Raw genomic sequence first — 12924 nt, 5'->3', positions numbered from 1 at the left:
CCATGCCCGTGATGGACGCCGACCAGCGCCGTAAACTGGAAGACCAACTGCTTCGCAAGGCGGAGGAGTCCATCCGGAGCTTGCGCCGGGAGGCGGAAACCGGCGATCCCGCCCGCGTCGACGCGCTTGCCGAGGGGCTGGCCGGGCTGTTGAAGACCCGCGAATTTCCAAGCCTGCGCGCCGCCGAGTTCCGCGAACTGGCCCGCGTCATCCAGCGTGGCGCCTATCAGCGCAGCGTCGATACGTTGCTGGTCCAGGCCGAGCGCTGCGGTCATCGCGGCGACGAGAAGGGGCGCAACGCCCTGCTGACCCAGGCCAAGGATCATTTCGCCAAAGCCCTGCGGTTCGGCGCCGACGACGAGTTCCGCCACGGCGTCGAACGGCGCGTGCAGGCGACGCTGATGACCAGCAAGGACGGGGTGGACGACCGGACCAAGCAGGCGGCCAAGCGCAAGCTCGACCAGCACGATGTCGGCGCCAAGCCGCCGAACGGCATCGAGCGCCGCCGCGCCATCCGCTACATGGATCCGGTCCTGCTGGTGGAGGCGGAGGGCCGGCGCTGCCGGACGATCAACTGGTCGACCCGCGGCCTGCTGGTCGATCTGCCGCCGGAGGAATTCAGCCACGCCGTCGGCGGCAAGCTGCGGCTGGACCTGCGCTGTCCGGACATACCGGAGGTGGCGGGACACCCCATCGGCGGCCGCCAGATCGCCCATGTGGTGCGCCTGGATCCCGACCGCCGCGCGGTGGCCCTGTCCTTCCCCGACATCAGCACCGTGGTGCTGGACTTGGCGCACGCGATGAAGGATGCGGGCATCAAGCCGGAACCGGAACGGTGACCGCCCTCCCTCGCGCCTTCGTTTACACCACCCCGACCCCGCTCGGCGCGGTGACGGCGTGTTCCTTCAGGATCGCCTCGGAGATGGCCGACACCTCGATCAGCTGCACCTCGTAGCCCCACAAATTGGCGATATGGCGCAGCACCGCCTTGGCGTCGCTTTCGTCCAGCAGCACGCCGTTGGTGACGCGGTGCTGCAGGATCAGCTTGCGGTCGCCGGCAAGGTCGACGTCGACGATCTGGATGTCCGGCTCCAGATAGCCGAGGTCGTACTGGCGGGCCAGCTTCTTGCGGATGTCGCGGTAGCCGCGCTCGTTGTGGATGTGATCGACCAGCAGATACGGGTCTTCCGCGTCGTCGCGCACGCTGAACAGCTTCAGCTTCCGCATCAGGTGCGGGCTGAGATACTGCAGGACGAAGCTCTCGTCGCGGAAATTGGCCCAGGCCTCGCGCACCGCCGCCATGCCGTCGCCGCGGCCGGCGAGGTCGGGGAACCACTGGCGGTCCTCGTCGGTCGGCGTCTCGGCGATGCGGGCGATGTCCTGCATCATCGCGAAGCCGAGCGCATAGGGATTGATGCCGGAGAAGCGCTTGTCGTCGAATTCCGGCTGGAACACGACGGAGGTGTGGGAGTGCAGGAATTCCAGGAAGGCGCCTTCGCTGATCTGGCCGGTCTCGTGCAGGCGGCTCATGATCTGGTAATGGACGTAGGTGGCGCAGCCCTCGTTCATCACCTTGGTCTGTTTCTGCGGGTAGAAGTATTGTGAGATATGGCGGACGATGCGCAGGATCTCGCGCTGCCAATGCTCCAGACGCGGCGCCTTCTTCTCCAGGAAATAGAGGATGTTCTCTTCCGGCAGGCCAAGCAGCTTCTTGCGCTCCGACACCGACTTGGCCGGCCGCTGGCCGGCGGCGGGCTTCGGCACCGTGCGCCAGAGGTCGTTGAAGGTCTGGTCCTGATATTCCTGCCGCTCGCGCTCGCGCCGCTGCTCGGTCCGGAGATCCGAGCGCTTCTTCGGATATTTGTGAACGCCCTGGCTCATCAGCGCGTGGGCGGCGTCCAGCACCCGTTCCACCGCGGCATGTCCGTAGCGTTCCTCGCAATGGGTGATGTAGGTCTTGGCAAATTCCAGATAATCCAGGATACCCTGGGCGTCGGTCCATTGCTGGAACAGCTGGTTGTTCTTGAAGAAGTGATTGTGGCCGAAGGCGGCGTGGGCGATCACCAGCGTCTGCATCGTCATGGTGTTCTCTTCCATGATGTAGCTGATGCAGGGGCTGGAATTGATGACGATCTCATAGGCCAGGCCGCGATAGCCCTTGCGGTACATCATCTCGTCGCGGGCGAAATGCTTGCCGAAGGACCAGTGCTTGTACATCAGCGGCATGCCGATGGACGAATAGGCGTCGAGCATCTGCTCGGCGGTGATGACCTCGATCTGGTTGGGATAGACGTCGAGGCCCATCTCCTTCAGCGCGATGTGCTCGATGGCGTCATAGACGCGCTTGATCTTGTCGTAATCCCACTCGACGCCATCATACAGCAGCGCCTCGGGTCTGGTGATCACAGCGGTCATTCTCGATCTCCCCCTACCGCCCCCCGGCTACGGGATGGGGGCGGTGTTTATCCCCTTGCTCCTCAGGCCCCCGCCTTCTCGCGGGCGAACAGCTCGCGGAAGACCGGGAAGATCTCCCGGCGGGAGCGGACGCGGCGCATCGCCAGCGGGCGTTCCGGGCTCTGCACCTGCTTGTAGGTGCGCCACAGCTCGGTCTCGCGGCCCAGCGCCGACAGGCCCATATTGTGTTCCGCCGCCACCTCGATGTAGGCGAAATACTGGCACATCGGCAGGATGACGTCGCGCAGCAGGGTCGCCGACTTGGCGTTGTCCGATGACATGTTGTCGCCGTCCGACGCCTGGGCGGCGTAGATGTTCCATTCGCTGTCCGGGTAGCGCTCCTGCACCACCTTCTGCATCTCCTCCAGCGCGGTCGACACCACGGTGCCGCCGGTCTCGGTGGAGTAGAAGAAGGTTTCCTCGTCCACCTCCTTGGCCTCGTGGGTGTGGCGGATGAAGACGATGTCGACCGAGCGGTAGCGCCGCCGCAGGAACAGGTAGAGCAGCATGAAGAAGCGCTTGGCCAGATCCTTCATGTGCTCGGTCATCGAGCCGGAGACGTCCATCAGGCAGAACATCACCGCCTGGGCGATCGGCTTCGGCACCGATTCGAAACGGTTGTAGCGGACGTCGATCGGGTCGATGAAGGGGATGCGGCGGGACCGCAGGACGATGTGTTCCAGCTGTTCGCGCAGCGCCTGGATCTGCGCGGCATCCTCGCCGGCCTCCTCGGCCTCGCGCAGCATCTCCTCCAGCTCGCGGATCTCGTCGCGCTTCGGGCGTTTCAGCGCGATGCGGCGCGACAGGCTGTTCCGCATGGTGCGGACGAGATTCAGGTTGGCGGGCGATCCCGACACCGAATAGCCGGCCCTGGTCAGCGAATGCGCTTCCGACTGCTTGACCTTCTGCTTCACCAGATCGGGAAGCTCCAGGTCCTCAAGGAAGATGTCGAGGAACTCGTCGCGCGACAGCACGAAGCGGAACTCGTCCTCGCCCTCGCCGTCGGCGCTGCCCTCGCTGCCGCGGCCACCGCCGCCGCCATCCGGGCGCTGGATGGTGTCGCCTTCCACATACTCCTTGTTGCCGGGCACGACATAGTCGCGCACCCCGCCTTGGGACGCACGGTGGAACGAGGGTTCGCGCACCCCGCCGGCGGCGATCGTCACCTTCTCGCCGTTCTCGATATCCTGGATGCCCCGTTTGCCGGAGGCGTCGCGCACCGCCTTGACCACCTGTTCCTTGGCACGGCGCAGGAAGCGCTGGCGGTTGGCCAGGCTCTTGCCCTGCGGGTTCAGGCGACGGTCGATGATGTTCATCAAGGGACTGGCCCTCCCACCCGTTTCGTCACGCGGCCGATCTGCACCCCGGCCGTCCAAATCCAAACAACACCCCGTGGAAAAGCACTCATTAAATATGTTGGGATTGTGCCAACACGTTATCAACGTATTGGACAACAAATTTGCACAATGCAAACAGCGACTATTATATCATGAGGAAATATCCATACTGGTCAAACAGCACCTCAATAAGAGCAATTCAAGCCAAATATTTTCGAATATTAACCTTACTGTCCCCAGGGTTCCGAATTGTTCTGTATGCTTGGAGTCACGCCATACGCAGCCGACAATTTTTCAGCCCATGAAACCGCCTCTGACCATGGAATAGAGTCTTCAGGGTAATGCAGAGAATTAAATATGAAGATGCCGTCCTCGGTATTTAATCGATAGGAAGCAGCAATTAAAAATTTTCCATTGTCGCTCCACCGACGAACCGTAACATTGAACGTGCCAGACGCGACATCCTCTTCATGACCAGCACCACCGAAGGGGCCGTTATAGGGAATCGCCATAGTAACTCTCCCTTTGGAAAATGGCGGGGCAGATCGGCTACCCCGCCGCGACAATCTTGCGTCAGCCCGCCTGCTTCACCCGCATGTACCACTCGACCAGCCGGCGGACCTGCCGCTCGGTGTAGCCGCGGGTCATCATGCGCGAGACGAACTCGGTATGCTTCTTCTCGGTCTCGCCGTCCTTCTTCGAGCCGAAGCTGATCACCGGCAGCAGATCCTCGACCTGGCTGAACATCCGCTTCTCGATCACCTCGCGGATCTTCTCGTAGGAGGTCCAGGACGGGTTGCGGCCGGCATTCGCCGCCCTCGCCCGCAGGGCGAATTTCACCACCTCGTTGCGGAAGTCCTTCGGGTTGGCGATGCCCGCCGGCTTCTCGATCTTGGTCAGCTCCTGGTTCAGCAGTTCGCGGTTCATCAGCTGGCCGGTGTCGGGATCCTTGAAGTCCTGGTCCTCGATCCAGGCGTCGGCATAGTCGACATAGCGGTCGAACAGGTTCTGGCCATAGTCGGAGTAGGATTCCAGATAGGCCTTCTGGATCTCGTTGCCGATGAACTCGGCATAGCGCGGGGCAAGTTCGGCCTTGATGAACTCGACGTATTTCTTCTCCGTCTCCTCCGGGAACTGCTCGCGCCGGATCGCCTGTTCCAGCACATACATCAGATGGACCGGATCGGCCGAGATCTCCGTCGAATCATAGTTGAAGGTCGAGGCGAGCACCTTGAAGGCGAAGCGGGTGGAGATGCCGCCCATGCCCTCGTCGACGCCGCCCTGGTCCTTGTACTCCTGCATCGACTTGGCCTTGGGATCGGTCTCCTTGACGCTCTCGCCGTCATAGACCCGCATCTTGCTGTAGACGCTGCTGTTGGGATGCTCGCGCAGGCGCGACAGCACCGAGAAGCGGGCCAGCATCTCCAGAGTCGCCGGTGCGCAGGGCGCGGTCGCCAGATCGGAGCCGTTGACCAGCTTCTCGTAGATCTTCTGCTCCTCCGCCACCCGCAGGCAGTAGGGGACCTTGATCACGCAGATGCGGTCGATGAAGGCTTCGTTGTTCTTGTTGTTCTTGAAGGTCTGCCACTCCGCCTCGTTGGAGTGGGCCAGGATCACGCCCTGGAAGGGGATGGCGCCGATATTCTCCGACCCGACATAGTTGCCCTCCTGCGTCGCGGTCAGCAGCGGATGCAGCATCTTGATCGGCGCCTTGAACATCTCGACGAATTCCAGCATGCCCTGGGTCGCCCGGTTGAGGCCGCCGGAGAAGCTGTAGGCGTCGGGATCGTTCTGGCTGTAGATCTCCAGCTTGCGGATGTCGACCTTGCCGACCAGGGACGAGATGTCCTGGTTGTTCTCGTCGCCCGGCTCGGTCTTGGTCACGCCGATCTGGCGCAGCTTGCTGGGGTGCAGCTTCACCACCTTGAAGCGGTTGATGTCGCCGCCGAACTCGTCGAGGCGCTTGACCGCCCATGGGCTCATGAGCCCGGTCAGGCGGCGCTTGGGAATGCCGAAGCGGTCCTCCAGCTCGTCGCCGATCTCATCCGGGTTGAACAGGCCGAGCGGGCTTTCGAAGGTCGGGCTGATCTCCTTGCCGGCTTTCAGGACATAGATCGGGCATTTCTCCACCAGCGACTTCAGCCGCTCCGCCAGCGACGACTTGCCGCCGCCGACCGGGCCCAGCAGGTAGAGGATCTGCTTGCGCTCCTCCAAGCCCTGCGCGGCGTGCCGGAAGAAGCCGACGATCCGTTCGATCGTCTCTTCCATGCCGTAGAACTCGGAGAAGGCGGGATACACCTTGATGGTCCGGTTCATGAAGATGCGGCCCAGCCGCGGGTCGCGGGCCGTGTCGACAACCTCAGGCTCGCCGATGGCGGCCAGGATGCGTTCGGCGGCCGAGGCGTAGGACATGGGGTCGTCGCGGCACAGCTGGAGATAGTCCATGAGGGACATCTCGGTCTCGCGGCGGGTCTCGTAATTCTGCGTGTAGCGCGTGAACAGTTCGTCGGCCGGGAACATTCGTCGCTCCGTCTTATCTGGTCCGATGCGCCGGGGCGCCGCCGGTGGCTGCGGCGGCAGGCCGCGGCGCATGCCGCGATCCAAGGGGCACTCCAGGGAAGACGCGGACCTCGTCGGATCCGCAGCCTCCCCGCTCAGCGGTAGAAGCCAGCAGTCTGGTGTAAGGAACGGTCCTGTGAAGGCCGGGAGCCGTCCGTCCTGAGACGCGGCAACCCCCGAACGAGTCATTTTTGAATGTAATGCTCCACCTGGAGCTTTCCAGGCACTCAGGCTCCATAGCCGGAAAGCCCGCCGTGGAGCCGGCCCCTGCCATAGGACCTAGGTCCCGCGGCAAGCCTTGGTGCGGCGAGCGCACCGGCGCAACCCGTGCGCGCATCGAACGCGCCTGCGGAAGGTACGGCGAAAGAAAAGAGACAGTATCGGAGAGAGACGGCGTGAAACCGGCGGCAATCGTCGTTGCCCGTCCAGTCGGGGAGAGTAGCCCTTCGAGATACGACCCGCTGCGGTTCGATCGGGCGCTCTTGATCACGCCATCGGCCTCCTCAGGAAAGCGCGCCGCCTCTACGAAGCACGGCGCAGGGACTTACCATCGATGCTGAACTCCAAACCTTAACAAAATCCCGTAAGGAGAATTGCGGGCGACCTCATCCCGTGGCCGGGGCACCGCAACACCTCTTAGAGATCATGTTGCGTCCCAATCGTCCCCATCAACAAGGCGGAAATTGGGTAACGGTGGGGCGCCCATGGGGCGCGGTGGAGAGTTACCGTTCGATTGCCGAACTGTTTCAAGCACTTGGCAGGCTTGCCACAGAATGGGAATTTTTTAGGCATGACCGGGGCCGGGCCGGGACTGCCGCCGAAGCGGGCAATCGCAGATCGCAGGGCAGAGGTTCGGAGGACGTTAGGGCAAGGACCGGCGGATAAGGGCCGGCAGACGGGCAAGATCAGGCAGGCAGCGCCGCCCCCAATCCGCCGGACAGCGCGACGCGCAGGCTGGCCGGGGTGACCGGCTTGGCCAGGACCAGCGTGGCGCCGCTGGCGCGCGCCGCCGCTTCGCGGTCGCCGTCGACGCGCCCGCTCATGAAGACGACCGGCAGCGCACGGCTGCGGGACTCGGGACTGGCGCGCAGCGCGCGGACGAAGCCGAAGCCGTCCATCGGTTGCATCTCGACATCGCACAGCACCAGATCGGGGGCATGGGCGGCGACGGCGGCCAGCGCCGATTCGCCGTCGGCGGCCTGATGCACCGCCCGGACGCCCAAGGCGCCGAGCATCTTCGTCAGCACCATGCGTGTGAAGGATTCGTCTTCGACCACCAGGACGGTCAGGGCGCCGAAGGGCGACTCCGTTCCCTGCGCAGCCGCACCCTCAGCCGATCGGTCCGCCACCACGCCCCGCCCTTTCGCTGCGCGACCAGCCGGCGGCCGGCGCCGGCGGTCATTTCGTGACTGGCCCTGTGTACGATGGCAACCAAAGCGGCGCAAGATGTCCAAAGCGTCCGGCCCGGAATGCGCTGTTGCGGTGTGCCCTGATGAGCGGTTGCACCGCCGCCCCGGCCCCCTTTAGATGGAAACCATGAGCTTCCTCGATCACATCCGCGCGTGCAACGCGCACGACCTGTCCGGCTTCCGCCCCTTCGAGCTGGACGGCCACACCGTGGGCTGGGTGCGTCATGCCCTGGCAGAGGCGTTGCCCGGCGTCGATCCCGGCTTCGTCGTCACCCCCGACCGGCTGACCGTCGCCCCCGAGATCCGCGATTTCGAGGCACGCTCGACCTTGCTCGGCCATGCCGCGGCCTATCTGGTCGAACGGGGAACGGTCAAGGCGCTGCGCAGGGAATATTACCCGGTCCTGCCGCAGTGGGGGGCGGAGCCGCTGGCCCGTCTCGACCGCGCCGCCGTCGGCGCCTTCGGCATCGAAGCCTTCGGCCTGCACATCAACGGCTTCGTCCGCGACCGGACCGGCGGCCTGCAGCTGTGGGTCGGCCACCGTGCCCGCGACCGCGAGGTGGCGCCGGGCCAGCTCGACAACCTGATCGCCGGCGGCCAGCCGATCGGCCTGACATTGGCCGAGAATCTGGAGAAGGAGGCGGCGGAGGAGGCCGGACTCGATGCGGAGACCGCGCGGCGCGCCGTGCCGGTCGGCGCCATCAGCTACACGATGGAGACACCGGCCGGATTGAAGCGCGACCGCCTGTTCGTCTACGACCTGGAGCTTCCGCCCGGTCTCATCCCGGTCAACACCGACGGCGAGGTGGAGGCCTTCGAGCTCTGGCCGCTGGACAGGGTGGCGGAGTCGGTGCGCGGCACCGGCGACTGGAAGTTCAACGTCAACCTCGTGGTGACCGACTTCCTGATCCGACACGGCTGGCTGACCCCGGAGAACGAGCCCGACTATCTGGAGATCGCCTGCGGCCTGCGCCGTTAGGCGGGACGCCCCTCCGGCCCGCCACAAGAAAGGCCCCGCCCTCTTGCGGGAGCGGGGCCGTTTTCTGCCTGTCGCCTGACTTACTGCGGCCCTTACTGCGGCAGCGGCTGCGGGCTGTCGGCCAGCGAGCGCAGATAGGCGATGACGGCGGCGCGGTCCTCGTCCTTCTTCAGGCCGGCGAAGGTCATCTTGGTCCCGGCGGCATAGCCCTTCGGGTCGTAGAGGAACTTGTTCAGCTCGTCATAGGTCCAGCTGCCGCCGGTCTTCACCAGCGCGTCGGAATAGCTGAAGCCCTGGATGTGGCCCTTCGGACCGCCGACGATGCCGTACAGGTTCGGACCGACCTTGTTGGCGCCGCCCTTGTCGAAGCTGTGGCAGGCGGCGCAGGCCTTGGCCACCTTCTGGCCGTTCTCCGGGCTGGCGGCGGCGAGCAGAGGGGCGATCGGCGCCGGACCGGTGGGAGCGGCGGCCTTGTCGGCGGGTGCGGCCCCCTCGGGAGTCGCGACGACATAGACACTCTTTTCCAGCGGCTTCGAATGAACCAGCACCTTGGACGCGAATCCGGCCAGCATCGCGATCAGCCCGGCCAGCAGCACGGCGCCGAAAATCTTGTTCCACTCCATGCTCATTGATGAGCCCCTTTTTTCCCTGATTTCAGTGCACTCGGCGTTTCTCCCGCCCGCGGCTGAACGCGCCGCGGCTACCATAGCCCGCGGTCCGAAGCTTCTCATAGCCCGGCGGACCGCGAAAAAAGGTCGCATACAAATTTGTCGCAGTCACCAACCTCTTAATTTGCTTGCGCATTACGCTGCATCGCAAAACACCCCCCGTCCGGGTCATGCCGGCACTTGACGCCGCACCGGCGTCCATGTTTCACCCGCGACGCCCCCTCCGGCCCGCCCTGGCGGACCCGATGCCCTTTTCCCCGGAGCTTCCGCGCCATGCCGACCGCCTCCAGCCCGACCCGTCCCGCCAACCCGATCGTGGTGATCCCGGCGCGCATGGCCTCCACCCGGCTGCCGGGCAAGCCGCTGGCCGACATCCTGGGCGCGCCGATGATCGTCCATGTGCTGCGCCGCGCCATGGAGGCGGCGATCGGCCCGGTGGTGGTCGCCTGCGCGGAAGCCGAGATCGCCCGCGCGGTCGAGGCCGCCGGCGGCACCGCGGTGCTGACGCGCCCCGACCATCCCTCGGGCTCCGACCGCATCTTCGAGGCGCTGCGGCTGATCGACCCGGAGGGGCGGCACGATGCGGTGGTCAATGTGCAGGGCGACCTGCCGACCATCGAGCCGGAGAGCGTGCGCGCCGTCTTCGCGCCGCTGGCCGACCCCGATGTGGACATCGCCACCCTGGTGGTGGAGATCGCGCGGGAGGAGGAGCGAACCGACCCCAACGTGGTCAAGGCGGTGCTGGAGCTGCCGGCCGGTGCCCGGCAGGGCCGCGCGCTCTACTTCACCCGCGCCACCGCGCCGACCGGCGACGGCCCGCTCTACCACCACATCGGCCTCTACGCCTATCGCCGGGCGGCGCTGGAGCGATTCGTGTCGCTGCCGCCCTCGGTGCTGGAGCAGCGCGAGCGGCTGGAGCAGCTGCGCGCGCTCGCCGACGGCATGCGCATCGACGCGGCGGTCGTTGACGCGGTTCCCCTGGGTGTCGATACTCCCGGCGACCTGGAGCGCGCCTGCGCCCTCCTGTCCGCCCGCAAGGGCGGCTGAAACCCGATGCCGTCCGCCCGCAAGGGCGGCTGACGCCCTTATAGACCCGCCTTCAAGACCCGCCGGGGGAACTCCGTCCATGCCCACGACCAACATCATCGCCTTCCAGGGCTTCCCCGGCGCCTATTCCGACCTGGCCTGCCGCAACGCGCGGCCAACCATGACGACGATGCCCTGCGCCACCTTCGAGGATGCCTTCGCCGCGGTGCGCGAGGATCGGGCCTCGCTGGCGATGATCCCCGTGGAGAACTCCATCGCCGGCCGCGTCGCCGACAACCATTATCTGCTGCCGGACGGCGGCCTGCACATCATCGGCGAGCATTTCCAGCGGGTGAACCACCAGCTGCTGGCGCCCAAGGGGGCCACGCTGGACAGCATCGAGACGGTGCGCAGCCACATCCAGGCGCTGTCCCAGTGCCAGACCGCCATCCGCGGCCTGGGTCTGCAGCCGATCAACCATGCCGACACGGCGGGCGCGGCGAAGGAAATCGCCGCGATGAACGACCCGCGCCATGCCGCCATCGCCTCCTCGCTGGCCGCGGAGATCTACGGCCTGGACATCCTCAAGAGCGGGATCGAGGACGCGGCCCACAACACCACCCGCTTCCTGATCATGGCGCGCGAGCCGAAACTGCCGGCGCCGGGCTCCTGCAAGACGATCACCACCTTCGTCTTCCGCGTCCGCAGCGTGCCGGCCGCGCTGTACAAGGCGCTGGGCGGTTTCGCCACCAACGGCATCAACATGACCAAGCTGGAAAGCTACATGGTCGGCGGCCACTTCACCCAGACCCAGTTCTACGCCGACGTCGAGGGGCACCCGGACGAGCGCCCGCTGCGCCTCGCCCTGGAGGAACTGGACTTCTTCGCCCGCGAGGTGAAGATCCTCGGCGTCTATCCGGCCAACCCCTTCCGCTACCAGGAAAGCCAGCGCGTCGGCGAGGACTGACACCGCTGCGCCGGTACCCTGCCGCAACGCCGCAAGTCTTTTCGCAGCTGCGGCCAAGTCGCGCGTCATTCCGCCGCAGCGATGCGACTTAGCCGTGGCCGTGGCCGGCGGGTGCTGGGCAAGATTAGCGAAAGTTGTTATACAGTGAAGACCGGCACGCACCGGCTTCATAAGCACACCAATACAACAAAACACCACGGCGGCTGACGGGTGAAACCCCGCCGACGGCCATGGCGCCACGGATGGAGGTTGCCATGCTCACGATGGAAGATTGCCTGGGATTGGCCGATCTGGAGGCGGAGGAGGTGGCGCAGATCGCCGCCCACGAACATCTCCCCTTCATGACCGCCCTGGAAAAGGGCGCCTCGCTTTTGCAAGAGCCCTGGGGCGACGCGGCCGTCCGCCAGATGGTGTGGGACAATCTGTACCGCAGACCTCACAATCCGGCAGAGGCGGCGTCGCTGATGACGCTCTACAACGACACCTGCACCCGCCACCCCAACCCCTTCGACCGCCGCACGTCCCCGGCGCGCGCCGCGGGGCCGCAGCGGCGGCATTGACGGGGGCGATCAGCCCTCCGCCATCCATTCCCGGATCAGGCGGTGGGCGATCGAGTCGGTGCGGGCAAGGCGGAAGCTCTCGTCCGGGGTGTGGGTGCGCAGGAACTCGCGGTCGAACCAGCGCGCGCTTTCCAGTTCATCGTTGCCGGTGTCGATGTCGAAGCTGGTGGCCCGCGCGGTGAAGCCCAGCATCAGCGACGACGGAAAGGGCCAGGGCTGCGACGAGCGGTAGCCGATGTCGGTCACGGTCAGCCCGACCTCCTCGAACACCTCGCGGGCGACGGTGTCCTCCAGGCTTTCGCCCGGCTCGACGAAACCGGCCAGCACCGAATGCATGCCGGGCGGGAAGCGGCTCTGGCGACCCAGCACGACCCGGTCGCCGCCGTCATGGACCAGCATGATCACCGCCGGGTCGGTGCGCGGGAAATGGTGGGTGGCGCAGTCGGGGTTGGTGCAAATCCGCACATGCCCGCCCTCGGCCGTCGCCGCCGGGGAGCCGCAGACGCCGCAGAAACGGTGGCGGGCGTTCCACCACACCATGCCGCGGGCATATGCGCACAGCGCCGCCTCGCCTTCCGGCATCAGCGGGCCGGTGGCGCGCAAATCCTCGAAGCGGCCGCGGCCCTGCAGGGCAGGCAGAGCGTCCGGCTCCTCCACCATCGACAGGTCGACGGCGAACAGCGGGGCGCCATCCTCCATGAGGCCGAGGAAGATCGGCACCGCCTCCAGTCCCTCGGCGGGCAGCAGCACGGCGCGCGGCGCTTCGGGCGGGCCGGCGACGAAGCTCTTGCTCTGCCAGACCGGCAGGACGCGGGATGCGGGAGCGAGCCAGGCCTGCGTCAGCCAATCCTCGTCCTTGCGGCGGAGGGAGGCGCGGTCGATCGGCGTGGCGGCGTAGATGTTGGGGCGGTCGGTCATGGCCGGTGGAGGCTGCCACAAGCGCGGGCGGGCGGAAAGCCCCGCAT

The 12924-nt window shown here is 65.9% G+C and carries 12 protein-coding genes; 5 read left to right on the top strand and 7 right to left on the bottom strand.

Features of this window, described 5'->3' with window-relative positions:
• The first annotated feature begins 2 nt into the window (after window positions 1-2).
• Window positions 3-839, top strand: coding sequence for a PilZ domain-containing protein (locus A6A40_RS01210; protein WP_063633773.1), 837 nt, complete (start codon window positions 3-5; stop codon window positions 837-839).
• A 22-nt stretch (window positions 840-861) separates the two neighbouring features.
• Here the strand turns inward: A6A40_RS01210 and A6A40_RS01205 are convergent, their stop codons facing one another.
• From A6A40_RS01205 to A6A40_RS01190, 5 genes are all read right to left on the bottom strand, one after another.
• The gene (locus A6A40_RS01205; RefSeq protein WP_063633772.1) at window positions 862-2415 is read right to left on the bottom strand and encodes a SpoVR family protein; all 1554 of its coding nucleotides are present in this window, start codon (window positions 2413-2415) and stop codon (window positions 862-864) included.
• A 62-nt stretch (window positions 2416-2477) separates the two neighbouring features.
• Window positions 2478-3770, bottom strand: coding sequence for a YeaH/YhbH family protein (locus A6A40_RS01200; RefSeq protein WP_063633771.1), 1293 nt, complete (start codon window positions 3768-3770; stop codon window positions 2478-2480).
• A gap of 248 nt (window positions 3771-4018) precedes the next feature.
• Complete coding sequence (locus A6A40_RS30290) at window positions 4019-4303, bottom strand: hypothetical protein (RefSeq protein WP_146191531.1); 285 nt, start codon at window positions 4301-4303, stop codon at window positions 4019-4021.
• 61 nt (window positions 4304-4364) lie between these two features.
• Window positions 4365-6311 carry a PrkA family serine protein kinase gene (locus tag A6A40_RS01195; RefSeq protein ID WP_063633770.1) on the bottom strand — a complete coding sequence of 649 codons (1947 nt, stop codon included), beginning with the start codon at window positions 6309-6311 and terminating at the stop codon, window positions 4365-4367.
• 944 nt (window positions 6312-7255) lie between these two features.
• Window positions 7256-7702 carry a response regulator gene (locus tag A6A40_RS01190; protein ID WP_063633769.1) on the bottom strand — a complete coding sequence of 149 codons (447 nt, stop codon included), beginning with the start codon at window positions 7700-7702 and terminating at the stop codon, window positions 7256-7258.
• A 184-nt stretch (window positions 7703-7886) separates the two neighbouring features.
• Between A6A40_RS01190 and A6A40_RS01185 the strand changes: the two genes are divergently transcribed.
• Window positions 7887-8738 carry an NUDIX hydrolase gene (locus tag A6A40_RS01185; protein WP_063633768.1) on the top strand — a complete coding sequence of 284 codons (852 nt, stop codon included), beginning with the start codon at window positions 7887-7889 and terminating at the stop codon, window positions 8736-8738.
• A 92-nt stretch (window positions 8739-8830) separates the two neighbouring features.
• Here A6A40_RS01185 and A6A40_RS01180 read toward each other — a convergent pair whose 3' ends face one another.
• Window positions 8831-9367 (bottom strand): c-type cytochrome, encoded by a 537-nt coding sequence (locus A6A40_RS01180; protein ID WP_063633767.1) that lies wholly within the window; start codon window positions 9365-9367, stop codon window positions 8831-8833.
• A 312-nt stretch (window positions 9368-9679) separates the two neighbouring features.
• On the opposite strand from A6A40_RS01180, the gene A6A40_RS01175 reads away from it, so the two are divergent.
• From A6A40_RS01175 to A6A40_RS01165, 3 genes are all read left to right on the top strand, one after another.
• Entirely contained in the window at window positions 9680-10453 is a 774-nt protein-coding gene (locus A6A40_RS01175; RefSeq protein ID WP_063633766.1) for a 3-deoxy-manno-octulosonate cytidylyltransferase, read from the top strand.
• 79 nt (window positions 10454-10532) lie between these two features.
• Window positions 10533-11399, top strand: a complete 867-nt coding sequence (locus A6A40_RS01170; RefSeq protein WP_063633765.1) for a prephenate dehydratase — start codon at window positions 10533-10535, stop codon at window positions 11397-11399.
• 254 nt (window positions 11400-11653) lie between these two features.
• Entirely contained in the window at window positions 11654-11959 is a 306-nt protein-coding gene (locus A6A40_RS01165; RefSeq protein ID WP_082860682.1) for a hypothetical protein, read from the top strand.
• 9 nt (window positions 11960-11968) lie between these two features.
• On the opposite strand, the gene nudC is transcribed toward A6A40_RS01165, so the two are convergent.
• Window positions 11969-12877 carry an NAD(+) diphosphatase gene (gene nudC, locus A6A40_RS01160; protein WP_063633763.1) on the bottom strand — a complete coding sequence of 303 codons (909 nt, stop codon included), beginning with the start codon at window positions 12875-12877 and terminating at the stop codon, window positions 11969-11971.
• Between the last annotated feature and the right edge of the window lie 47 nt (window positions 12878-12924).

It is taken from the genome of Azospirillum humicireducens (assembly GCF_001639105.2).
In the GTDB taxonomy this organism is placed as follows: Bacteria; Pseudomonadota; Alphaproteobacteria; order Azospirillales; family Azospirillaceae; genus Azospirillum; species Azospirillum humicireducens.
This window is presented reverse-complemented; position numbering and strand designations above follow the sequence as displayed.